Here is a 23,187-nt window from a genome sequence, read left to right on the forward strand (position 1 = left end):
GGCCCGCGGCGGGGGGGGGGGGGGGGCGCGCCCCCCCCGGGCGGGCCCCCGCGGCCCCGTACCCCCACGTGTCATGCACCGAACATTCATCGAGGAGTAAACGCATGTCCTCCAACCGCAGGGACTTCATCCGCAAGGCGGCCCCGGTGGCCGCGGTGGCCGCCGTGCCGGTGGTCGCGGGCGGCCAGGCGATGGCCAGCGACAACGAGAGCAGCAGCCAGGGCAAGGGCCACGGCCGCCCGCCGCGCAAGGAGGTCCACTACCCCGGTGGCGGCGAGCCGCCGGAGAACCCCCTGTTCAGCCCGATCGTGACCTACGGCAACATGGTCTTCATCTCGGGTATCGGCGCGCACTTCGAGGGCGACATCCGCGCCCACACCGACCACGTGCTCAACGAGATCGAGCGCTACCTCGAGTCGGTCGGCTCCTCCATGGAGAAGGTCCTCAAGGTCAACGTCTACCTCAACACCCTGGACGACTACGCCGGGATGAACGAGGTCTTCCTCGGCCGCTGGGGCAAGGAGCCGGGCGTCCGCACCACCATCGCCGCCGCCGCCGGCATCCCCGGCGACTCCCTGGTCGAGATCGACTGCATCGCCGTCATCTGACATTCCGTAGTGCACGCGCCACCACCACCTGACACACAGAGATGGGGAATCAAGACGGCATGCACGTGAGATCGCGAGTTTCCTGGACGGTACTTCCCGCGGCGCTGACCCTCGTACTGGGCGCCTCCACCGTCGGCGCCACGGCGCCTTCGGACGCCCAGGCCGAGGGGAAGGACGACAAGGGCGCCGCGTACGACCTCGTCATCCGGCGGGGACACGTCATCGACCCGAAGAACGGCATCGACGGCGTCCGCGACGTCGCCGTCAAGGACGGCAAGATCGCCAAGGTGGCGCGGAGCATCGACGCCTCGGGGGCGGAGAAGACCGTCGACGCCAAGGGCGACTACGTCACGCCCGGTCTGATCGACATGCACGCGCACATGTTCCCGGGGCCGAAGCAGGACTACGCCAACGGCTGGCACGGCGTGGCCCCCGACGGCTTCACGCTGCGGGCGGGCGTCACCACGGCCGTGGACACCGGCTCGTCGGGCGCCAGCAACTTCGACCAGTTCAAGACCGAGGTCATCGACAAGTCGAACACCCGGGTGCTGGCCTTCCTGAACATCGTCGGCAAGGGCATGGCCGGCCACCCGTTCGAGCAGGACCTCTCGGACATGGAGCCGGGGCCCGCCGCCGAAGTGGCCAAGGCGAACCCGGGCACCGTCGTCGGCATCAAGACGGCCCACTACAACGGCCCCGAGTGGGACCCGGTGGACAACTCCGTCAAGGCCGGCGAGGAGGCAGGCGTCCCGGTCATGGTCGACTTCGGCGCCAACACGCCGGAGCGTCCGCTGTCGCAGCTCCTCAACGAGAAGCTGCGGCCCGGCGACGTCTACTCGCACATGTTCTCCGGGCTCCGCGGCGAGCTGGGCAAGGACGGCAAGCTCAACCCGGCGATGCAGCAGGGCCGCGACCGCGGCGTGGTCTTCGAGGTCGGCCACGGCGGCGGCAGCTTCTCCTGGGACGTGGCGGTGCCGGGGATGAAGGAGGGCTTCACGCCCGACGTCATCTCCACCGACCTGCACATCTCCAGCATGAACAGCGGCATGAAGGACATGTCCAACGTCATGTCGAAGTTCCTGACGCTCGGCATGCCGCTGGAGGACGTCATCGAGGCGTCCACCTGGACCCCGGCCCAGACCATCCAGCGTCCCGACCTGGGCAACCTGTCGGTCGGTGCGCCCGCGGACATCGCGGTCTTCGCGCTGGAGAAGGGCAAGTTCGGCTACGTCGACAGCTTCGGCTGGCGGATCGACGGCAAGCAGAAGCTGGTCGCCGAGACCACCTTCCGCGAGGGCAAGGCCGTCTGGGACCTCAACGGCAAGGCCGCGAACGAGTGGTACCCGGGGGCGAACCCCCCGAAGGCCAGCGCGGAAGAGGACCACGAGCACCAGTAAGGAACCATCCCTCCCCGCCCCGGAGGGCGTCCCGGCCGGCCCGAGCCGGGACGCCCTCCGGGGCTCCGCGCTGCCCGGCCCGTACGCACCGGGGGTTCAACACGCGTTCGCCGCAGGGGTCTTGACCTTGATCCAGAGCGCGCGAACACTGCACGGGTGTCTTCCACCTCACCCCTGCACCCCCGTTCCGGTCGCCCCGGCAGACCCGGGCGGCCCACCCGCCCCAGCAGGCGCAACGTGCTCCGGCTCACCGGCGCCCTCGCCGGGATGGCCGCCGCCGCCCAGTTCACGCCGGCGCCCGCGACCGCTGCGCCCCGGTACAGCGACAACCCCTTCACCCTCGGCGTCGCCTCCGGCGAGCCGCTGCCGGACGGCGTCGTGCTGTGGACCCGGCTGGCGCCGGTGCCGCTGGCCGAGGACGGCCTCGGCGGGATGCCGCCGAGCGACGTCGCGGTGCACTGGGAGGTCGCGGAGGACCCCGGGATGCGCCGGGTGGTGCGCCGCGGTTCGGCCGCCGCCAAGCGGGACTTCGCCCACTCCGTCCACGTCGAGGTGACCGGGCTGCGGCCCGGGCGCGAGTACTGGTACCGGTTCCGCTCCGGCGGCGAGCTGAGCGCCGTGGGCCGTACGAAGACCGCGCCGCCGGCCGGCTCGCTGACGCCCATGACGCTGGCGTTCGCCACCTGCCAGAGCTGGTCGGACGGTTTCTACACCGCCTACCGCCACCTCGCGGACCAGGACCTCGACCTGGTCGCGCACCTCGGGGACTACATCTACGAGTACCCGGTGAGCCGCACCAGCGGCCCGCGCGGGACCGACCTGTCCGCCGCGCACAACGCCGAGACCCTGACGCTGGACCAGTACCGGCTGCGCTACGCGCTCTACCGCACCGACCCCGACCTGCAGGCCGCGCACGCCGCCGCCCCGTGGATCGCCACCGTCGACGACCACGACGTGGAGGACAACTGGGCCGGCGAGACGTCGTTCAGCGGCGCCTCCCCCGAGGACCTGCTGCGCCGCCGCGCCGCCGCCTTCCGGGCGTACTACGAGCACCTGCCGCTGCGCGCCTCCGCGCTGCCGCAGGGCCCCGACATGCGACTGCACCGCACCCTCGACTACGGCCGGCTCGCCCGCTTCCACGTCCTGGACGCCCGGCAGTTCCGCGACCCCATCGACATCACCCGCCGCGACGACCCGGCCCGCTCCATGCTCGGCGCCGCGCAGGAGCGCTGGCTGCTGGACGGCCTCGCGGACTCCGGCGCCACCTGGAACGTCCTCACCCAGCAGGTCCTGATGATGCAGCTCGACCGGCTCACCGACCCCGGGCTGCAGCAGCTCAACGGCGACGCCTGGGACGGTTACACCGCCACCCGGGCCCGCCTCCTCGACGGGATCGCGGAGCGGCGTGTGGCCAACCCGGTGGTGCTCACCGGCGACATGCACGTCAACATGGCCGGCACCGTCACGCGGGACTTCGCCGACCCCTCCTCCCCCGCCGTGGCACCGGAGTTCGTCACCACCTCGGTCACCTCCGGCGGCAACGGGGCCGACAGCTCCCCGCAGGCCGAGGAGTGGCTGGCGGCCAACCCGCACCTGGCGTTCTACAACGGCCAGCGCGGCTACGTCCGCTGCACCGTCTCCCCCGGCGAGTGGCGCGCCGACTACCTCGTGGTCGACCGGGTCTCCGTCCCGGACGGCTCGGTGAGCACCCGTCGCTCGTTCGTCGTGGAAGCCGGCCGGCCCGATCTGCAGGAGGCGTGAGCATGCACCGGATCCGCAGCAGGGCCGGCGCCGCCGTCGCCGCGCTCGCCGCCGTCGCCGCCGTGTCGGCGCTCACCGCCCCGGCGGCCCCCGCGGCCCCGGCCGCCACGGCAGCCGCGGGAAACAAGGCGGCGGCCGGGGAGTTGCTGGTCGTCCAGGCCAACCTCCAGGAGGCGGTACGTCCCGCTGACGCCGCCGAGACCGCGGACCTCGACAACTTCGTCACCCGGCTCACCGCCGCCGCACCCGCGCCGCCGGACGCGCTGCTGCTCACCGAGGTACTCGGCCCCGGTGCCCGGCACGTCGCCGCGCAGCTCGGCCGCGCGACCGGGCAGCGCTACCGCGTCGCCGTCGCCCCCGGCGACAGCCCGTACCTGCCGGACGGCGCGGTGCGGGAGTCGGCGATCGTCGTCAACGCCGACACCGTGCGGACCGTGGGCACCCCCGGCTTCCACCGGGTGCAGAGCGAGGACCAGGCCTACGCCGTCGTCGAGACCCGGGCCCGTCCGGCGCTGCGGGCGCCGCTGGTCAGCGCGCACGTCGCCGGCAGCCCGGCGCCGGCCGCCGAGGCGCTCGCCGGGTTCCTCGCCGAGCGCCACCCGGCGCCGGAGGGCACGCCCCAGGTCGAGGTGCTCGGCGGCGACTTCCGCGCCGGCCGCTGCGCGGAGCCGGTGGCCTACCTGGCGATCGGCTGCGCGCCCGCCCCCTTCTGGGAGGGCCTGACCGCCGGGCGGGCGTACCGGGACACGGGGTACGAGCGCGGCGCCGAGCCCTGGTCGGCGTACCGCAACTACCTCTTCGCCCGCGGCGACGTGCGCGCCGGCCACGTCGACACCGCCTACCGGCAGGCGCTCCCCGACGCGCAGGCGTGCAAGGAGGCGTTCGACCGCGGCGAGGGCGCGAGCGCGCCGGCCGGGTGCCGGGGCACGTACTACGCGGACCAGCCCTTCTCCTTCGCCCGGCTCGCGGCCCCGCCGCCGGTTGCGACCGCCGTGGTCCCCGGCCGGGCCGAGATGTCGCGCTGCGAGCTGGGTGAGCGGGTGGGCGACGCGGTCGCCCGGGTCGCCAACTACACCGCGGAGCCGGTCACCCGGGAGGTCGCCGCGGAGGCCGGCGCGCCGCTCGCCGTCGCCCCGGCCACCGCGACGCTGGAGGTGCCCGCGCAGCAGGCGCGGGCCGCGCGGATCTCGCTGACCGCCGCCGCGGACACCCCGCCCGGCACCTACCCGGTGCACGTCCGCGTCGGGGAGGAGGCGTTCACCGTGCCGGTCACCGTCACCCCCGAGTGCACGGAGCCGCGGGTGTACGCCACCAGCTGGCACTCCGGCTCCGAGCCGGAGCGCGCGGTGGACGGCGACCCGAACACCTTCTGGCACTCGGAGTACGTCCCGGTCACGCCGCTGCCGCAGTCGCTCACGCTGAACCTGGGCGAGGTGCGGCCGGTGACGGAGGTGACGTACCAGCCGCGCGTCGACGGCAACCTCAACGGCACGATCCTGCAGTACAAGGTGTACGTCTCCGCCGACGGCAGGGAGTTCACCGAGGTCGCGGCCGGCATCTGGGAGCGCGACGCGCGGCTGAAGACCGCCTCCTTCGCGGCGGCCGACGCCCGGTACGTACGCCTGGAGGCGCACACGGCCAGCGGCGGGAGCTACGCCTCCGCGGCCGAGGTCACCGCGGGCGCGCCGTAGGGGCGGACCCGGCGGGCGGGGTCAGGCGGTGCCGCGGAACGCGCGCAGCACCGCCTGGCCCTTGGCGTTGTCCGCGATGACGTAGACCGTGCTGCCGTCCCAGGCGTACGTGGCGGTGGACGGCGAGCCCATCGACTGGCCCTTTGCCGCGAGCGCGCCGACGATCTTCGTCTTGCCGGTGCGCACGGCGTACTCCGTCAGCTCCAGGTGGAAGCCCTCCTCGGGCTTCGCGCTGGCGATGAGCCGGCCGTCGGCGGAGTCGTAGCCGATCATCTGGAGGTAGGCGCTCTCCGGCGTCTTCCACAGCAGCCCGCCCGACTTCAGGTCCACGGCGGCGAAGTGCACGTTGTCCCTGTACTCGGCGACGAGCACCCCGTCCTCGGTCACGAACGTGGTGTGCTCCTCGAACTGCAGCTCGGCGAGGTCGCCGGCGAGCGGGATGAGCTTGCCCTGCTTGCCGTCGTCGGTGAAGGACTGCACGAACCGGTTCTCCTCGTCGTCCTGGAGGAGCACGGTCAGCGGGTTCTCGCCCAGGATGCGCTGGACGTCGAGGTCGACGCCGGGGAAGCGCCACGGGTCGTCGCCGCCGCGGGTGTCCAGGACGGTGAGCTGGTTGCGCGGGGAGACGTCGGTGCACTCGCTGCTGCCGACGGCGTGCTCGTCGCCGAGGACGAGGGAGGAGTCGCACTCCCGGCCGCGGGAGGTGAAGTCGAGGCCCTGGCCGCCGCCCTTGGCGTTCCAGTTGTTGACGTAGGTGCCGATGTTGGTGCTGATGGTGGAGTCGTTGACGGTGAGCACAGGGTTGCTGGTGCCGATGTCCTCGGCGAGGTTCTCCGACCACAGCACGGTGCCGGTGTCGACCTCGATGGCCGCGAGGTACGCGCAGTCGTCGCCGCCGGCGTCGAAGGCGACGGCGCCGATGCCGCCGGGGCTGATCCGCCGGGACATGGCGCACAGCTCGCCGGCGCGCTTCGGCGGCTTCACCTTCCACTTCTCCTTGCCGGAGCGTACGTCGTACGCGCGCATGCCGCCGTCCTCGTCGCCGTAGACGACGTGGTCGCCGGCCGGCCAGAGGCCGGGCAGGCTGCTGGAGTCGCCGGCGGCGACGTGGGTCCCCTGCAGCGGAGTCGACCACAGTTGTTCCAGCGCGTTGCCGGGCAGTTCGTCCTGTGCGCTGCCGCCGCTGCCGCTGCCACCGTCGTCGTCGGAGAGGAGGACGATCGCGCCGCCGCCGACGAGCACGGCGAGGACGACGACCACGGAGAGCACGACGGCGAGGGCCTTGCCGCCGCCGGACCCCGGCGGGGGCGGCGGGGGCGGCGCGTAGTGGGCATGCTGCGGGGCCGCGGGTCCGGGCTGCCCGGGCATGCCCGGGGCAGCCATCGGCCCGGGGTGTCCCTGCGGTGCGTACGGCCCGCCGGCCGGCTGCTGCGGGACCTGCGGAGGCCCGGCGGGCGCAGGTCCCGCGGGCGGGGGCCCGGGCGGCGGGGCGGGCGTGCCGGGTGGCACGCCGGGGCCGTTCGGCGGGGGCGGCCCGAAGCCGCCCGGTTGCCCGCCCTGCCCGTACTCGTCAGCCATGCTGTGTCCCCCCAGGCCCTGTGTCGCCCCGCGTCCCCCGCCGATCGGCGCCCCATCGTAGAGGCTCGGACGGCGGCGTTCACCCGGGGACCCGGAAAGCCCGGTCCGGCGCCAACGGCCGGTCCGGGCAGGCGGGTCGGCACCGTCGAGGAGGCCGGCCGCGGGACGCGGCACGGCCGGAGAGCACACCCCCAGGGGCCCTCCGGCCGCATTGCCGCCGCGGCGTCTTTCATCCCCTTTTCAGCCGGTCCGCGCGGTGCTGCGGTGGTGCCGTCCTGCCCTCAGTCAGACGGCCTGCCACAGCGCCGGCACGTTCGGCGGCTCCCAGCCCGGCATGGCCTGATGGCCCTGGAGGCACCGGTAGGTGGTGTCGCCGTACGTGACGGTGTCACCTGCCTGGTAGACGGTGCCGGTCGCCCAGGTGCCGCCGGGCGGGTCGGTGGGCGGGTCGGTCGGCCCGCCGTCCTCGGTGGTCAGGGTCAGCCCGTAGACCTGGAGGGCGGCGTTGACGGGCTGGAAGTACGTGGTGCCGCCGCTGCTGCAGTTGCCGGAGCCGCCGGAGGTCATGCCCTGGGCCTGGGTGCCGGAGATGAACGAGCCGCCGGAGTCGCCGGGTTCGGCGCACACGTTGGTCCGGGTCACCGGGCTGACCGTGCCCTGCGGGTAGGTGACGCTGGAGTTGCGCTGCTGGATCGTGCCGCAGTGCCAGCCGGTGGTGGAGCCGGAGCGGCACACCGCGGCGCGTTCGACGGCTTCGGTGGAGCCCTCGACCCGCTTGGTGCCGGTGCCGTAGCCGTTGACCGTGGGGGTCGGGGTCCACTGGCTGTTGGTGCCGACCCAGGCGTAGTCGCGGCCGGGGAAGGTCGAGCCCTGGAAGCTGCCCTGGGCCTGCTGGTTGACCCCCCTGGTGGTGGCGCCCGCGGTGCCGCAGTGGCCCGCGGTGACGAAGCCGTTCTGGCCGCCGCCGCGGGTCACGGCGAAGCCGACGGAACAGCGGCTGCCGGAGCCGATGTAGTAGGCGTCGCCGCCGACGATGTCGGCGTAGGTACGGGGCTTCTCGTCGGACCGCTGGACCTTCAGCAGGCTCGCGTCCACCCCGGCCGCGGCGGCGAAGCGCTCGGCCGCGGCGGGCCTGGAGGTGTGCAGGACCACGCGGTTGGCGGTGGTGTCCACGTACCAGACGGGTACGTGGGCGGGCGAGGAGCGCTCGGCGATCCGGTCCAGGTCGGCCTTGGCCGCGTCCAGTTCGGCGAGGCTGTGGTCGACGACCTTCGCCCGGGCTCCTTCGTCGGCGATCCTCGGCGCTTCGGTGGCGTCGGTCGTCGCCACCACAACGTCGGCGGAGGTCTTGCCCGACACCCACGCTCCCCCGTAGCTGCGGCCCAGCGAGAGCCGCAGCGTGCCGGCGACGGCGCCGGCCTCGCTCTCGTTGGCCAGGCGTCTCTCCGCCTGGTCCGCGGTGAGGCCGAGATCCCGCTGCATCGCCTTGAGCAGGCCCGGGGAGTACTGCCCCGAGGCCGAGTCGGGCGTACCCGGGGAGTCGGACCCGAAGGCCGATCCCTGGAGCCCGGCGAGGACGAGCGCGCCGATGGCGACGGTGGCGCCGGCCGCGCCCATGACCCGTTTGTGGAGCATGGAAGTCTCCTTGGTTTCGTGATTACCGCGAAACCGTAGCCATGGGCACGTCAGGTCGGCAGATATCAGTCCGCCCCCGCCACCGCGTTATGGAACCCGCGGCGGCGGGGGCGCGACGGGCGCCGGCCCGGTCCCTCAGACGGCGACCGGAGCGGGAGCCGTGCCGAAGTCCGGGTGGGCCTGGAGCCATTCGCGGTAGCTGCGGCTGCGCCGCGCCGCCTCGGCGTGCGCGGCGCGGGCGTAGCCGGTGACGGCGGCGGCGGTGCCGGCGGCGGGCGACTGGGGGTGCCAGCCGATGAGGTGCCGCCAGCTCAGCGGGTGCCCCACCAGCGGCCGGGTGGCCAGCCCCGGGGTCGGCGGGAACGTCGCGCGGCACAGCCCCACCGCCCGCCCCACCTGGGCCAGATGGACGCAGGAGGCGCTGTCCGTCTCGTACACGGAGGCGGGCGTGAACCCGGCGCGGATGCACGCCGCGGCGAAGCAGTCGCCGAAGCAGCCGTCGCCGGGCACGTCGGTCCAGCTCTCCCCGGCCAGGTCGCGCAGTTCGATCTGGCGGTTCCCGGCGAGCCGGTGCTCCGCGGCGAGCATGACGAAGACGGGGTCGGTGCCGACGTTCTGCCACACGAGCCGGTCGGTCAGCGGCGGGCGGCTGTCGCCGCAGACGCCGATCAGGGCGAAGTCCAGCCGCCCTTCGGCGACCATGCCGGCCAGCTCGCGCACCGACCAGCGGGTGTACGTCGTCACGGGGGTGGCCGGGTGCGCGGTCGCGACCCGGTCGATGAGGCCGCCGAGCAGCGGGCCGTGGGTGCCGCCCAGCCGGAAGCGCGGCATCCCGCCCCACGCGCGGGCGAACCGCACCGCGTCCTGCTGCAGTTCGAGCACGCCGGGCAGCAGCACCCGGGCGCGGTCGAGGACGAGCTCGCCGAGTGCCGTGGGGCGTACGCCGTGCCTGCCCCGGTCGAAGAGCGGGCCGCCGAGTGCGCGTTCGATGCGCTTCAACTGTGCGCTGAGCGCGGGCTGGGCGAGCCCGAGCGCGGTGGCGGCCCGGGTGAGGCTGCCTTCCTCGGCAATGGCCCGAATGGTCTTCAGGTGCCGCAACTCCAGGTCCATGCGGTCAGCTTGCGGTCCTGCGGCGGCCCCGGCAACCTTTTGGTCCGGACCAATGTCGAGGAGGGTGAACACGAGGTGTCCGCTGACCCCGTCCCCATGCACCGGCTGGAGGTCCCCGCCCCGGAGGTCCTCCCCTTCGCCCTCGGGTCCTTCGACTCGATCGGGCCCCTGTCGCGCGCCGGGTTCCCGCACCGGCACACGTTCCACGAGATCGTCTACGTCCGCGCCGGCACCGGCCACCACGTGGTCGACCAGCGCAGGTGGCCGATCGCCCCGCCGCACCTGGGCATCGTCACCCCGGGCCAGGTCCACCACTGGGAGGGGGCGGCCGGCCTCGACGGCTGGGTGATGATCTTCACCGAGGACTTCCTGCTGCCCACCCCCGAGGACCGGCACCGGCTGCGCGAGCTGTCCCGGGTCTCGTGGCTCAGCCCCGACCCGCGCTCCGCGGGGATCCTCGGGGCGCTCTTCGCGGAGATGGTGCGGGAGTACGCCGGCCGTGCCCCCGGCTTCATCAGCGTGCTCCAGTCGTACCTGCACGTCCTGCTGATCCGCGCGGACCGGCTGTCCCGGACCGCGCGCACGGCACCGGAGGGCGGCGGGGGCGCGGCGGAGCCGGCGGCGGGCCGGGCGGCGGAGATCGCCCGGCGCTTCGACCGGCTGCTGGCCGAACCCGGGCCCGCGGTGGCCGAGTTGTCCGTGCGGGGCTGCGCGGCGAGCGTGGGCGTGTCCGTGGGCTACCTGAACGAGGCGGTCAAGCGCGTCACCGGGCTCACCCCCGGCCACCTGATCCGGCAGGCGCAGGCCCGCGAGGCCAAGCGGCTGCTGGCCGCGACGGATCTGACCGTGCGCCAGGTGGCCCGGCTGGCCGGGTTCTCCGACCCCGCGTACTTCAGCCGGTTCTTCCGCCGGGAGACCGGCAGCAGCCCCGGCGACTTCCGCCGCGGCACCCGTGCGGATCACCACGATCGCCGGATTCTGTCCATCGACTGCCCCGGCACGTCCGAATAGCGTCACTGGCGCCCCGCTGAGCGGCGTCACCGCGCCGCCCGGGAGGCGGGGTTCACGCCCCCACTCCCCCGACCGAGGAGCCGTGATGCCGTGACAGACCAGGACAAGTCCGCTCCGGACCAGGCCGCACAGCCGCAGGAGAAGTCCGGGATCCGCCGCAAGTCCCTGCTCAAGGCCGCGCTCGTCGCCGCCCCGCTGCCGCTGCTCGTCGGCGGCGCCGCGCCGGTCCTCGCCCGCGACCAGGCGCGGCAGGGCCAGGAGCTGACCCCGACGCCGGAGGCGTGCGACCCCGGCGACCCGCCGACCATGCAGCAGACCGAGGGCCCGTACTTCAAGCCCAACTCCCCGCAGCGCACCTCGCTGGTGGAACCCGGCACGCCGGGCACCCGGCTGACCGTGAGCGGCTACGTCTTCGGGCTCACCTGCCAGCCGATCCCGAACGCGCTGCTGGACTTCTGGCAGGCGGACGTGAACGGCGCGTACGACAACTCCGGCTACCGCTTCCGCGGCCACCAGTACAGCGACGCGCAGGGCCGGTTCAGCCTGCAAACGATCGTGCCGGGCCTGTACCCGGGCCGTACCCGGCACATCCACGTCAAGGTGCAGGCGCCGAACAACCCGATCCTGACGACGCAGCTCTACTTCCCGAACGAGCCGCGGAACAACACCGACACGATCTTCCACCCGTCCCTGCTCATGACGGTGCGGGACGTGGCCGGCGGCAAGGAGGGCACGTTCGACTTCGTGCTCAACGTCCGGCAGAACCCGGACCCGCCGGACCCGCCCGGGGGCACCTGGGCGTCGGGCACCTCGTACCGGGCGGGCGACACCGTCACGTACGGCGACGTCACCTACCGCTGCCTCCAGGCGCACACGGCCTCCCCGGGCTGGGAGCCGCCGAACGTGCCCGCCCTCTGGCAGGCCGTCTGAAGGACCGCGGCCCGGCCCTGATCCGGTCCGGCCGCACCAGGACCCGCGCCGTCGCGGCACCCGGGGCCCACCTCCCCGGCCCGCGGCGGCGCGGCTCCACCCGTTTCCGGGGGTTGCGGAACATCCGTGTCGCCCACCGCCTCCGGATCCGCGTCGTCCACGCGGTGTTGGGGTGCGTGCTCGACACCACCGCGTGTCCGGCAGCGGATGGGGGTGGCAGCTGCGAAGGCCGTGCTGCTTGGATAGTGCGATGGAGACCGAGGCGCTCATCACTGTCGCGGATGTGGAAGATGCGGCCGAGCGGATCGCCGGGTACGTCGTCCGGACCCCGACCGTGGCGAGTCCCGGGTTGTCCGGACTCCTGGGCGTGCCGACCACCGTGAAGCTGGAGCTGCTGCAGCGCACAGGCTCGTTCAAGCCGCGAGGCGCGACCGCGAAGCTGCTCACGCTCAGCGAGTCCGAGCGGGCCGCAGGAGTCGTCACGGTCAGTGGCGGCAACCACGGCATCGCTCTGGCCGTCATGGCCGGCGTGCTGGACATCAAGGCGACCGTGGTGATGCCGCGATCCGCCCCCGACAGAGCCAGGGAGATCGCGCAGTCCGCCGGGGCGAGTGTCCACACGGCCGACACCATGGACGCGGCTTTCGCTCTCGTCGACGAGTTCAGGGACGCAGGGCTCACCCTGGTCCACCCCTATGACGATCCCGTCGTCATCGCCGGCCAGGGCACCGTCGGCCTGGAGTTCGCGCAGGACGCCGGGGAGTTCACCGACGTACTCGTCAGCATCGGCGGCGGCGCACTGATCTCCGGTGTTGCCACCGCACTTCACGCACGTCGTCCGGGAGTCCGCGTGTGGGGCGTGGAGACCGACGGTGCTCGGGCCATGTCGGCTGCCCTCACCGCCGGACGGCCGGTCCCCGTCGAGTTGTCCTCGATCGTCTCGACGCTCAGCGCGCCCAGCGCCTCCCGGCGCACCTACGCGCACACCTCGGCACTGGTCACCGACGTGCTCACGGTGACCGACGCCGAGGCCGTCCAGGGCACTCTCGACCTCGCCGAGTGCGGCAAGGTCTGGGCCGAGCCTGCCGCCGGATGCCTGCTGCCCGGGGCCCGCCGGGTACTGCAGCGCGTAGGTGAGGGGGCCAGACTCGGCCTGGTGATCTGCGGAGGCAATGCGACCACGAAGGACGTACGCAGCTGGGCCGAGCGCTTCGGGGTGTGCTGAGTCCGCCTGAATCCAGCACGCTGAGGCTGCGCCGGCCGCCTTGCTGTGCTGGGGCCGGCTGGCACGGATCTTCTCCGGCCCCTTTCCGGCCGCGCGCGGGAAAGCGCTCCCCCGCGTCTTGACGGGGTGTCAATCCGCGGCGATCCTCTGGTTACTCAGTCGTAGAAAAGTTCCTCACCTTTTCTTGATTTCGCGCCACCGGAGGCGGGACCCCCATGACCCGACAGCCGTACCTGCGCAAGGCCGGCCTGATCACCCTCGTCACGGTCCTCTTCGCCGTCCTGACGGCGCTCGGCACCGGGCCGGGCACCGCCGCGGCGGCGAACGACTGGTGGGACCCCGTCGCGCGGCCCGCCCCGGATTCCGGGGTGAACGTCGCCGGCGAGCCGTTCCGCGGCACCGACGCCCAGGGCGACGTGCGCGGGTTCGTCGACGCGCACAACCACGTGATGTCCAACGAGGGCTTCGGCGGCCGGATCATCTGCGGCAAGCCGTTCGACCGGCAGGGCGTCACCGAGGCGCTGAAGGACTGCCCCGAGCACTACCCGGACGGCGCGCTCGCCCTCTTCGAGAACGTCACCGGCGGCGCCGACGGCCACCACGACCCGGTCGGCTGGCCCACGTTCGAGCACTGGCCCGCCAACGACTCCCTCAGCCACCAGCAGAACTACTACGCCTGGCTGGAGCGCGCCTGGCGCGGCGGACAGCGCGTCCTCGTGCAGGACCTGGTCACCAACGGCCTGCTCTGCTCCATCTATCCGGCCAAGGACCGCGGCTGCGACGAGATGGACTCGATCCGGCTGCAGGCCGAGAAGACCTACGAGATGCAGGACTACGTCGACGCCATGTACGGCGGCGCCGGCCGCGGCTGGTTCCGCATCGTCACCGACGCCGAGCAGGCCCGCGCGGTGGTCGAACAGGGCAAGCTCGCCGTGGTGCTGGGCGTGGAGACCTCCGAGCCGTTCGGCTGCAAGCAGGTGCTGGGCGTCGCGCAGTGCGACAAGGGCGACATCGACCGCGGCCTGGACGAGCTGTACGGCATGGGCGTGCGCAGCATGTTCCTGTGCCACAAGTTCGACAACGCGCTGTGCGGCGTGCGCTTCGACTCCGGCACGATCGGCGCGGCGGTCAACATCGGGCAGTTCCTGTCCACCGGCACGTTCTGGACCACCGAGAAGTGCACCGGCCGGCAGCAGGACAACCCCATCGGCCTGGCCGAGGCGCCCGCCGAGGTGGCGAAGCTGCTGCCCGCGGGCACGTCCGTGCCGTCGTACGACCAGGAGGCCCGGTGCAACACCCGCGGGCTGAGCGGGCTGGGCGAGTACGCGGTGCGCGGGATGATGGAACGCAACATGATGCTGGAGCTGGACCACATGAGCGTCAAGGCCGCCGGCCGGGCGCTGGACATCCTGGAGTCGGAGTCGTATCCGGGCGTCATCTCCAGCCACAGCTGGATGGACCTGGACTGGACCGAGCGGCTCTACCGCCTCGGCGGCTTCTCCGCGCAGTACATGAACGCGGCCGAGGACTTCGTCGAGCAGGGCCGGCGCGGTGCGGAGCTGCGCGACAAGTACGGGGCCGGGTACGGCTACGGCACCGACATGAACGGCGTCGGCGGCTGGCCCGCGCCCCGCGGCGCGGACGCCCCCGACAAGGTCGAGTACCCGTTCACGAGCGCCGACGGCGGCTCGGTCCTCGACCGGCAGGTCACCGGCGAGCGCACCTGGGACTTCAACACCGACGGCGGTGCGCACGCGGGCCTCGTGCCCGACTGGATCGAGCAGATGCGGCTGCACGGCGGCGGCGACGTGGTCGAGGACCTGATGGCCGGCGCCGAGTCCTACCTGACGACCTGGGGCGCCACCCAGGGCCACGAGAAGCCGGCGAACCTCGCCACGGGCGCCGCCGCCACCGCCAGCTCCACCGAGTTCAGCCTGCTGACGAGCTACGCCCCCGAGCGCGCCGTCGACGGCGACCGCTCCACCCGCTGGGCCAGCAAGTGGAGCGACGACCAGTGGCTGCGGCTCGACCTCGGCGAGCCCCGCACCATCGGCCGGGTCACGCTCGACTGGGAGCGGGCGTACGCGAAGGCGTACCGCGTCGAGGTCTCCGCGGACGGGAGTTCCTGGCGCACGGTGTGGGCGACACAGGACGGCGACGGAGGGCTCGACACCGCGGTGTTCGACGCCGCAGAAGCGCGCTATGTCCGTATCGCCGGAGTGCAGCGGGGCACGCAGCACGGCTATTCGCTCTACGAGGTCGGCGTGCATGCCGGGTGAGGGTTCGGCGTAAGATCGGCCAATGGCTGACTTGACCGAAACCACACCCGGCTGGCTGGCTCCCGAGGAGCTGGAGTCGGCACGCGCACGGATGCCGGTCCTCTACGTCGACGCGGTGCCCGTCCGCGTCGACGACAGGGGCGAGGTCACGCACGTCGGCCTGCTGCTGCGGATCGGCCCGGACGGCGCGGTGAGCCGGGCGCTGGTCTCCGGCCGGGTGCTCCACCACGAGCGGGTCAGGGACGCGCTGCTGCGGCACTTGGAGAAGGATCTCGGCCCGGTGGCGCTGCCGCGGGTGCCGTCGTCGCCGCAGCCGTTCACGATCGCCGAGTACTTCCCGACGCAGGGCATCACGCCGTACCACGACCCGCGGCAGCACGCGGTGTCCCTGGCGTACATCGTGCCGGTGGCGGGCGACTGCCGGCCGCGGCAGGACGCGCTGGACTTCGTCTGGTTCACGCCGCAGGAGGCGGGCTCGCCGGTGGTGCAGCAGGAGATGCCCGGCGGTCAGGGCCACCTGCTCAAGCAGGCGCTCGCGCACGTGGGGTACGTCTCGTCCTGAGCGCGCGGGGCCAGCGTCCCGGCGGGCGCGGGCCGCACGCGCTCAGCCGTCCGCCGGGCCGTCGAGGTCCAGCCGGGCCAGTTCGGCGCGGGACGCCACGCCCAGCTTGGGATACGCCTTGTACAGGTGGTGCTCGACAGTGCGCGGGCTCAGGAAGAGCCGCGCGCCGATCTGCCGGCTGCTCAGCCCCTGCGCCGCCAGCCGGGCCGCCTGCAGCTCCTGCGGCGTGAGCCGGTCGGCCGGCCGCGTACGGGCGGCGGGCGGCGCGGCGCGTACGGCGGTGCCCGTCGCGCGCAGTTCGGCGCGGGCGCGGTCGGCCCACGGGGCGGCGTCCAGCCGCTCGAAGGACTCCAGCGCGCTGCGCAGCGGCGCGCGGGCCTCGCTGCGGCGGCGCTCGCGGCGCAGCCACTCGCCGTAGAGCAGCTCGGTGCGGGCGCGTTCGAAGGGCCGCCCGCCCTGCTCGTGCAGCCGCAGGGCCCGCAGGTACGCCTCCTCGCCGCCGCCCAGCAGGGCCGCGCAGCGGGCGGCGACCGCCAGCGCCCAGGGGCGGCCGCCGGCTTCGGCCCAGCGGCGGAACCGGTCGAGCGGTGCGTGCGCGTGCTCCGGGCGCCCCAGCCGCACGGCGGCCTCGACGAGGTCGGCGGTGGCGGCCATGAGCACCGTCGTGTGCCGGCCGGGGCCGCGCCAGGCCGCCTGGAGCCGGTCCAGGGCGGCGGCGTGCCGGCCCCGGCTCAGGTCGAGCATGCTCAGCGCGCAGTCGGCCGCGACCCGGCCGGTGTCGCTGGCGCGGCCGGCCAGCTCGGCGCAGCGCTCCTCGTCGCCCTCGGCCGCGGCCAGCCACGCCCGTACGACGTCCAGCTCCACGGTCCTGCGGTGCAGCCCGGTGTCCCGGGCGATCGCCGCCGCCTCGGCCACTGACGCCGCGGCGGCGCGGTGGCGCCCGGCCGTCCGCTGCGCCATGGCCTGCGCCTGGAGCACCTTGGGCAGCCGGCCGATCAGGCCCTCCGCGCGGCAGCGCTCGACCTCGTCGGCGGCCAGGTCCAGGGCGGCCTCGTCGTCGCCGAGGATGATGCTGCCGTAGAGCGCCTGCATGCGTTCGTCGCCGTCGGCCCGCCGGGGGCCGTCCCGGGTGCCGGTTTCGTAGGCTGTCTCGTACGCGGCCTCCCGTGAGGCCCGGCGTACCCGCGCGACGTACGCCGCGAGCAGCGGCACGCCGCGCGCGTAGTCCTCCTGCAGGAGGTACGCCATGGCCTCCGCCGCCTCGTCGGGCCGGCCCAGCTCGCGCAGCCTGCGGGCGGCGACGCCGACCGGCTCCGGACTGCCGGCGAACCACCCGAAGCCGGCGGCCGTGCGCAGCATCGCCGCCGCGTCGTCCGGCGCCGCCCCGGCCGCCCCCCGCACCAGCAGGGCCGCGGCCCGGTCCGGCGCGCCCCGCTCGAACTCCACCACCGCCCGCACCCGCGCCAGTTCCGCGCGCAGTGCGCCGTCCCCGGCCCGCGGCTCCGCTTCCTCCGCGAGCTCCGCGGCCCAGTCCAGCTGCCCGGCGGACGCCGCGGCGCTCACCGCCGCGACGAGCCAGCCCGCCTGCTCGGCGGGGGCCGGGGCGAGCTGCGCCGCGCGCCGGAACTGCCCGGCCGCGGCGGTGTACGCGGTACGGCGCAGGGCGCGTCCGGCCGCCGCGGCGATCTCGGCGGCGGCTTCCGCGTCCGGGGCCGTCGCGGCGGCGGCGAGGTGGTGGGCGCGGCAGTCGGGGTCGCCGGTGGCGTCGGCCAGCGCCCGGTGTGCGGCGATCCGGGCGGTCAGCGGGGCGCCCCGGTAGGCGGCGGTGGCGATCAGCGGGTGGCGGAAGGCGACGGCGGCGCCGGTGGTGTGCAGCAGGCCGGAGCGGTCGAGTTCGTCGAGGCCGGTGCCGAGGTCCCGCGCGGCGCGCAGCAGCACCGGCAGGTCGCCGCGGCCCTCCGCGGCGGCGAGCACGGCCATCAGCCGGGCCCGTTCCGGCAGGCCGTCGATCCGGGCCCGGAAACCGGCGAGCACCCGGTCGGCGACCGGCAGCGGCTCCCGCGCCCCGGGCGCGCCGTCCGGCCCCGTCCCGGCCGCGGCGGCGAACTCCAGCACCGCCAGCGGGTTCCCCGCCGACTCGGCCACGATCCGGTCGCGCAGCTCCGGGGCGAACCCGCGGTCCGCGAGCAGGTCCGCGGCGTCCCCGGCGCCGAGCCGCGGGAGCCGCAGCTCGTCGAGGCCGTGGCCGTCGAGCCCTTCGTCCCGTACCGCGAACACCATCGCGACGCCCTCGGCGGCCAGCCGCCGGGCGGCGAACAGCAGCGCCTCCGCGGACGACCGGTCGACCCACTGGGCGTCGTCGACGAGGCACAGCAGCGGGCCGCGCTCGGCGAGGCCGGCCAGCAGCGTGAGCACGGCGAGCCCGGTCAGGAACCGGTCGGGGCCGCGGTCCTGGCCGGCGTCCAGCACCGCGCGCAGCGCGGCGCGCTGCGGTTCGGGCAGCGCGTCGATGCGGTCCCGTACCGGCCACAGCAGCTGCACCAGACCCGCGAAGGCCAGCTCCGCCTCGCGCTCGGAGCCGGTCACGCGCAGCACCGGCAGCCCGATCCCCCCGGCCTCCGCCGCCGTCCAGTCCAGCAGCGCGGACTTGCCGATGCCGGCCTCGCCGCGCAGGACGAGCACGCCGCTGCGGCCGTCCCCGGCACCCGCGAGCAGGTCCTTCAGCGCCGCCTGTGCGGCGGATCTCCCCAACAGCACGCCCTGTCCTCCCCGGTCCCCTGGGCAACGCACGGCTGCCGCGTACGCATTCCGAAGACTTGCTGATGCGGATACGTAGACCCCCCGGCCTAGCGTCACGAGCACCGCGCCGGCGATCGCGCAGCCCGCCGCGCGGCCCGCTGCCGGCTGCGCCGGACCACACCGCGACGGAGCACACCGATGTCGTACGCACCCTCCCCCGCCCGCCTCCGGCGGCCGGGCCCCGCCCTGGCGCTGCTGGCGCTCGGCCACCTCATCATCAGCCTGGACCTCACCATCGTCTTCGTGGCGCTGCCGCACATCGCGGCGGACGTCGGCTTCACCGCGCACACCCAGCAGTGGGTGGTCAGCGTCTACGCGGTCCTCTACGGCGGCTTCCTGCTGCTCGGCGGCCGGCTCTCCGACCTCCTGGGGCGGCGCCGGATGTTCGTCACGGGCATGGTGCTGTACGGGGCGGCGTCCGTGCTCGGCGGCCTGGCCACCGCGCCGGGCGTGCTGCTCGCGGCCCGCGGGCTGCAGGGGCTGGGCGGCGCGGTGCTGTTCCCCGCGGTGCTGTCTCTGGTCAACACCGCCTTCCCGCAGGGCAGGGAGCGCACCCGGGCGCTGACGGTGTGGGCGATGGCCGGTGCCGGCGGCCTCACGGCCGGATCGCTGGCCGGCGGGGTGCTGACGCAGGCGTTCGGCTGGGAGGCCGTCTTCTTCGTCAACGTCCCGATGGCGGCGCTCGGCGCGGCGGCCGCGTTCGCCCTGCTGCCGGCCGACGGCCGCGCCACCCGGGGCGGCATCGACGTGCCGGGCGCGCTGACCGGCACCGCCGGGGTGACCCTGCTGATCTTCGCCGTCGCGCACGGCTCCGAGGCCGGCTGGACGGCGGGCGAGGTGGTGGCCGCGGCCGCGCTGGCGCCGCTGCTGCTGGGCGCGTTCCTGCGCACCCAGGCGCGCGGGCGCAATCCGCTCATGCCGCTGCGGGTGTTCCGCAACCGGGCGCTGAGCGCGGCGACCGTCGTGATCCTGCTCTTCGGGTTCACCACGCAGGCCGTGCCGTACTTCCTGACGATCCACTTCCAGGGCGTGCTGGGCTTCAGCGCGCTGGAGACCGGGCTCGCCTTCCTCGGCCCCACGCTGGCCATCACCGCGGGCAACGCCCTCAGCGAGAAGCTGGTCCACCGCTTCGGCAACCGCGCCTCGCTGACCGGCGGCATCCTGCTCAACGCGGCCGGCGCGGCGCTGCTGGCGCCGGGCTTCCGGGCGGACGGCTCGTTCCTCACCGTGCTCGCCGGGATCGTGGTCGTGGGGCTGGGTATGGGCGTCACCTACGAGTGCATGTGGATAGCCGCAGGCACCGGCGTCGCCGAGGAGGAGCAGGGCCTCGCCTCGGGGGTGGCGTCCACCGCACTGCAGATCGGTACGGCCACCGGCATCGCCGTGCTCGTCGCCGTCGCGAACCGGGGCGTCGACGGGCGGGTCGGGCAGGCGCTGCGGGAGGCGACGGCCGACGGGATGCGCGACGCGACGTTCGTGCTGGCGGTGGCGCTGCTGCCGGCGGTGCTGGCGGCGCTGGCGCTGCCGCGGGGGACGGAGCGCGTGGTGGCCGGCGGGACGCCGGAGGACGGCCCCGGGAAGCAGGAGGCGCAGGCCGCGCCCGGGGCCGGGCGGATGCCGTGAGCGCGGGCGGTCAGCGGTGGCCGGTCAGCGGTGGGCGCGGGCCCAGAGGACGGGCCACCCGGCGGAGGTGAGCCAGGAGGCGGGAACCCGCAGGCCGTCGGCCGCCACGCCGTCCCAGAACGCGGCGGTGTCCGCGCCCAGTTCGCGGGCGGCGGGAAAGGCGCGCTGCCAGGGACCCCCGGGGTCGTCGAGGCCGGTCGCCGGGAACCCCGGCACGGTGACGGCGCGCGGCTCGGCGACGACGGCCAGGGGTATCGCCGGGGCGCGGCAGGTGACGGCGACGGCCGCCGCGCACAGCAGCGGGGCCGGCGGGCGCCGGGAGACCGCGCGGGCGAGGGCGGCGTCGTCGGCGTGGACGAGGTCCCCGAGCGCCGCCCGCACGCGCAGGCCCATGAGCCCGATCGCGTAGGCGGGCGCCACCGCGGGACGCCGCACCAGGGCGCGCAGCGCCCTGGGCAGCGGCCCCGCGCCGTCGAGGAGTTCGAGCTGCTCGAAGCGGCCGCGCAGCGCCGGGTCCAGGGCCGCGACCGCAGCGGCCAGCGGGCGGACGCCGGTGGCGGCCCACAGGTCCGCCGGGCTCACCGCACCGTCGGCCAGGACGCCGCGGCAGGCGTGGGCCAGCGACGCGGGACCGAGGCGGCGCAGCCGGGTCAGGGCGGCCGTGGCGCCGGCGCCGCCCCGCGCACCGGCGGCCGCCCCGGTGCGGGCGTCGGCGGGGGTGCCCGCGCGGCGTGCGGCGGCGGGGGCGGCGGGCACCGTGGCGGCCAGCGCGGCGTAGACCGCGGCCGTCCGGGCCGTGACCTGCTCCGTCCATGCGGCCTGCGCGAGCCGGGCCAGCTCCGGCCCGGCGTCCGCCACGAGCCGCGGCGCGGTCCGGCCGCGGCGCAGGGGTGCGGCGGGCGCCTCTTCGCCGGGCGCCGCGGGCGGCTCCTGCGGCGCGGTGCCGGGGAGGGTCGCGACCCAGCGGCGGAAGCGCTCCTCCAGCACCTCGTCGGGGGCGCCGTTGAAGCGGCCGGCGAGTTCGCCGACGACCCAGCCGCGCTCGGCCGGGCGGGCCCGGCGCAGCTCGGCGTTGGCGAGGATGCGGCCCTTGTCGTCGAGGAGCGCGGCGAGCGCGCTGCGGCCCTTCAGCCCGGCGTCGACGTAGTAGGGGGTGGCGATGCAGTTGCCCATGTAGTCCGCCCACTCGGCGAGCGTGCGGGCGCTGCGGGCCAGCAGGAAGCGGGCGCGGGTGCCGGGGACGAGCGCGGCGTCGACGGCCGCCAGCGGCGGCGGCACGGGGAACTCGCCGCTCAGCGCCTCGGACACGTCGACGTCCGCGCGCAGGCTGTCGACCAGCCCGGCCCAGGTCTTCACGCCCTTGCCGGCGGTGCCGCCGAGGGCGACGAGCTGTGCGGCGCCGGAGACCGCGAGGCTCACCGAGTCCAGCCGCGGCACGAGCGGGGCCGCGGCCGGCGGCGGATCGTGGTCCAGGCCGAGCGGGCCGCCGGCCGGGGTGACGGCCGCGGCCTCGTGGCCGTACAACTGGGCGAGCGCGTCGGCCATATCGGCGTACCACAGCAGGTCGCCCAGCACCTCGACATCGCGGGGCGCCGCCGGCTCGCCCCTGCCGCGCAGGTCGCGCAGCCGGGCGGCGAGGGTGTCGCGGGTGCCGAAGCGCTCCAGCGCCCACGGCGGGTTCTCCGCCCACTCCTCGGGCGGCCGGGCGGGGCTGTACCCCGTCTTGCGCCGCCAGCCCTCCAGGCCCTCCGCGGCCCAGGCGTGCAGCGCCTCCTCCGGGACGGGCAGCTCCCCGTGGAGCAGGCGGTCGAACTCCCCGGTGACGACCAGCGCGTAATCGCGGGCGCGCGCCAGGCGCGGGCGCACCTGCGTGTCGTACGGGACCTTCGCCGGGCCGTGCTTGAGGACCTGCCGGTGCAGCTCGCGGACGTGGCTGCCGGGCCGGGCCGGCAGGCCGGTCAGGCCCGGGACGCGGCGGGCGGCGCGGGTCGCGGCGGTGTCGCCGGTGGTCGCCACGGCCGCGGCCAACTGCGGCTCCATGTGGGCGAGTCCGACGGCGGGACCGTGGTCGCCGACGGCGACGGCGGTGCGCAGCAGCACCGTGGCGGCCTGGGCGTCGGCGACGATCCGGTGCAGGACGGCGTGCCAGTAGCCCTCGGACGGCGTCCACTGCGCCGCCGCCAGCAGCGGCGTCCGGCCGGACCGGGCGTCGTACGGAAACCAGGGGAGGACCAGCTCCTCCTCGAACCTGGCGCGGCGGGTGCGCAGTTCGGCCAGGCGGTCCTGGCGGCCCTGGGTGGCGAGCAGCCGCTCGCGGCGGGCCTGCCGGGCGTGGCCGTCGAGCACCCGGTCCCACAGGTCGGTCAGCACCGCCGGGCGGCGGGGCCGCGGCAGCGGCGCGAGCACCCGGCCCAGGTGCTCGGCGAGCACGGAGGGGGCGCCGCCGTCCACGGGGTCGACGCCGGCGGGCGCTTCGAGGGCGAGGATCCGCTCGACCTGCTCGGGGCCCAGCACGTCGCTGGCGGCGGACGCGAACCGCACGGCGGCCCAGCGCCCCTCGGCCACGGCACGGGCGGCAGCGGCACCGACGCGCTTGGTCGCGGCGGGGCCGAAGAGCGCCACCGTGGTCGCGGCCCGGTCGCCGAGCCGGCCGGCGTCCTCGGGGCCCAGCGCGCGCAGCGCGGCGAGGACCGCGTCGCGCTTCTCGCCGCGGGCCCCCGCGAGGCGTGCGGAGCGGAAGCCGCCGCCGAGGTCGACACCCGCACCGGCGGCGACCACACCGCCGGCCGCGACCAGCCGCTCCAGCTCGGCGACCGCGGCCCGGGCCCGCTCCTCCCCCGCCTCCGGCGGGCCGAGCGCGACGGGTGCGCCCGCGGGCGCGTCGGCCTGCTCGGCCAGCCGCACGGGCGCGCCGGAGCGGGCGGCCCACGCCGCCTGCCCCGTGGCCACCACCTCGTCCGCCAGCCGGAATCTCATCC

At 75.2% G+C, this 23,187-nt stretch carries 15 protein-coding genes; 10 read left to right on the forward strand and 5 right to left on the reverse strand.

Features of this window, described 5'->3' with window-relative positions; translation table 11 throughout:
• The first annotated feature begins 104 nt into the window (after positions 1-104).
• The 4 genes from LG396_RS18350 (at position 105) to LG396_RS18365 (ending at position 5,457) form a co-directional block, all read left to right on the forward strand.
• Entirely contained in the window at positions 105-608 is a 504-nt protein-coding gene (locus LG396_RS18350) for a RidA family protein (RefSeq protein WP_037744573.1), read from the forward strand.
• Positions 609-667: 59 nt separating this feature from the next.
• Positions 668-2,005 (forward strand): amidohydrolase/deacetylase family metallohydrolase, encoded by a 1,338-nt coding sequence (locus LG396_RS18355; RefSeq protein ID WP_225795561.1) that lies wholly within the window; start codon positions 668-670, stop codon positions 2,003-2,005.
• A gap of 237 nt (positions 2,006-2,242) precedes the next feature.
• Positions 2,243-3,766, forward strand: a complete 1,524-nt coding sequence (locus LG396_RS18360) for an alkaline phosphatase D family protein (RefSeq protein WP_225795562.1) — start codon at positions 2,243-2,245, stop codon at positions 3,764-3,766.
• A gap of 2 nt (positions 3,767-3,768) precedes the next feature.
• Complete coding sequence (locus LG396_RS18365; protein WP_225795711.1) at positions 3,769-5,457, forward strand: discoidin domain-containing protein; 1,689 nt, start codon at positions 3,769-3,771, stop codon at positions 5,455-5,457.
• 21 nt (positions 5,458-5,478) lie between these two features.
• Here LG396_RS18365 and LG396_RS18370 read toward each other — a convergent pair whose 3' ends face one another.
• From LG396_RS18370 to LG396_RS18380, 3 genes are all read right to left on the reverse strand, one after another.
• The gene (locus LG396_RS18370; protein ID WP_225795563.1) at positions 5,479-6,840 is read right to left on the reverse strand and encodes an outer membrane protein assembly factor BamB family protein; all 1,362 of its coding nucleotides are present in this window, start codon (positions 6,838-6,840) and stop codon (positions 5,479-5,481) included.
• 480 nt (positions 6,841-7,320) lie between these two features.
• Positions 7,321-8,670, reverse strand: coding sequence for a carbohydrate-binding protein (locus LG396_RS18375; protein WP_225795564.1), 1,350 nt, complete (start codon positions 8,668-8,670; stop codon positions 7,321-7,323).
• Between the two features lie 135 nt (positions 8,671-8,805).
• Positions 8,806-9,780, reverse strand: coding sequence for a LysR family transcriptional regulator (locus LG396_RS18380; RefSeq protein WP_018835433.1), 975 nt, complete (start codon positions 9,778-9,780; stop codon positions 8,806-8,808).
• A gap of 96 nt (positions 9,781-9,876) precedes the next feature.
• Between LG396_RS18380 and LG396_RS18385 the strand changes: the two genes are divergently transcribed.
• From LG396_RS18385 to LG396_RS18405, 5 genes are all read left to right on the forward strand, one after another.
• Positions 9,877-10,791, forward strand: a complete 915-nt coding sequence (locus tag LG396_RS18385; RefSeq protein ID WP_225795712.1) for a helix-turn-helix transcriptional regulator — start codon at positions 9,877-9,879, stop codon at positions 10,789-10,791.
• 90 nt (positions 10,792-10,881) lie between these two features.
• Positions 10,882-11,721, forward strand: coding sequence for a dioxygenase family protein (locus LG396_RS18390; protein ID WP_018835431.1), 840 nt, complete (start codon positions 10,882-10,884; stop codon positions 11,719-11,721).
• 250 nt (positions 11,722-11,971) lie between these two features.
• The gene (locus tag LG396_RS18395; RefSeq protein ID WP_225795565.1) at positions 11,972-12,946 is read left to right on the forward strand and encodes a threonine ammonia-lyase; all 975 of its coding nucleotides are present in this window, start codon (positions 11,972-11,974) and stop codon (positions 12,944-12,946) included.
• A gap of 215 nt (positions 12,947-13,161) precedes the next feature.
• Positions 13,162-15,225 carry a discoidin domain-containing protein gene (locus LG396_RS18400; protein WP_225795566.1) on the forward strand — a complete coding sequence of 688 codons (2,064 nt, stop codon included), beginning with the start codon at positions 13,162-13,164 and terminating at the stop codon, positions 15,223-15,225.
• Between the two features lie 22 nt (positions 15,226-15,247).
• Positions 15,248-15,787, forward strand: a complete 540-nt coding sequence (locus LG396_RS18405) for an NUDIX hydrolase family protein (RefSeq protein WP_186543319.1) — start codon at positions 15,248-15,250, stop codon at positions 15,785-15,787.
• A 42-nt stretch (positions 15,788-15,829) separates the two neighbouring features.
• On the opposite strand, the gene LG396_RS18410 is transcribed toward LG396_RS18405, so the two are convergent.
• Positions 15,830-18,544, reverse strand: coding sequence for an ATP-binding protein (locus LG396_RS18410; protein WP_225795567.1), 2,715 nt, complete (start codon positions 18,542-18,544; stop codon positions 15,830-15,832).
• Positions 18,545-18,724: 180 nt separating this feature from the next.
• Here LG396_RS18410 and LG396_RS18415 point away from each other — a divergent pair, with 180 nt between their 5' ends.
• Positions 18,725-20,209 (forward strand): MFS transporter, encoded by a 1,485-nt coding sequence (locus LG396_RS18415; RefSeq protein ID WP_037744542.1) that lies wholly within the window; start codon positions 18,725-18,727, stop codon positions 20,207-20,209.
• Positions 20,210-20,233: 24 nt separating this feature from the next.
• On the opposite strand, the gene LG396_RS18420 is transcribed toward LG396_RS18415, so the two are convergent.
• A complete protein-coding gene (locus LG396_RS18420; protein WP_225795568.1) occupies positions 20,234-23,185 on the reverse strand; it encodes a hypothetical protein in 2,952 nt (983 codons plus the stop codon).
• Positions 23,186-23,187: the final 2 nt, after the last annotated feature.

It is taken from the genome of Streptomyces aculeolatus (assembly GCF_020400605.1).
GTDB lineage: Bacteria > Actinomycetota > Actinomycetes > Streptomycetales > Streptomycetaceae > Streptomyces > Streptomyces aculeolatus.

What these genes read in the sequence shown, in the direction of transcription:
- LG396_RS18380 (WP_018835433.1), bottom strand. Translation starts at nt 9,780, where the DNA reads ATGGACCTGGAGTTGCGGCACCTGAAGACCATTCGGGCCATTGCCGAG.
- LG396_RS18365 (WP_225795711.1), top strand. Translation starts at nt 3,769, where the DNA reads ATGCACCGGATCCGCAGCAGGGCCGGCGCCGCCGTCGCCGCGCTCGCC.
- LG396_RS18395 (WP_225795565.1), top strand. Translation starts at nt 11,972, where the DNA reads ATGGAGACCGAGGCGCTCATCACTGTCGCGGATGTGGAAGATGCGGCC.
- LG396_RS18420 (WP_225795568.1), bottom strand. Translation starts at nt 23,185, where the DNA reads ATGAGATTCCGGCTGGCGGACGAGGTGGTGGCCACGGGGCAGGCGGCG.
- LG396_RS18415 (WP_037744542.1), top strand. Translation starts at nt 18,725, where the DNA reads ATGTCGTACGCACCCTCCCCCGCCCGCCTCCGGCGGCCGGGCCCCGCC.
- LG396_RS18370 (WP_225795563.1), bottom strand. Translation starts at nt 6,840, where the DNA reads ATGGCTGCCCCGGGCATGCCCGGGCAGCCCGGACCCGCGGCCCCGCAG.
- LG396_RS18375 (WP_225795564.1), bottom strand. Translation starts at nt 8,670, where the DNA reads ATGCTCCACAAACGGGTCATGGGCGCGGCCGGCGCCACCGTCGCCATC.
- LG396_RS18385 (WP_225795712.1), top strand. Translation starts at nt 9,877, where the DNA reads ATGCACCGGCTGGAGGTCCCCGCCCCGGAGGTCCTCCCCTTCGCCCTC.
- LG396_RS18400 (WP_225795566.1), top strand. Translation starts at nt 13,162, where the DNA reads ATGACCCGACAGCCGTACCTGCGCAAGGCCGGCCTGATCACCCTCGTC.
- LG396_RS18355 (WP_225795561.1), top strand. Translation starts at nt 668, where the DNA reads ATGCACGTGAGATCGCGAGTTTCCTGGACGGTACTTCCCGCGGCGCTG.
- LG396_RS18405 (WP_186543319.1), top strand. Translation starts at nt 15,248, where the DNA reads ATGGCTGACTTGACCGAAACCACACCCGGCTGGCTGGCTCCCGAGGAG.
- LG396_RS18350 (WP_037744573.1), top strand. Translation starts at nt 105, where the DNA reads ATGTCCTCCAACCGCAGGGACTTCATCCGCAAGGCGGCCCCGGTGGCC.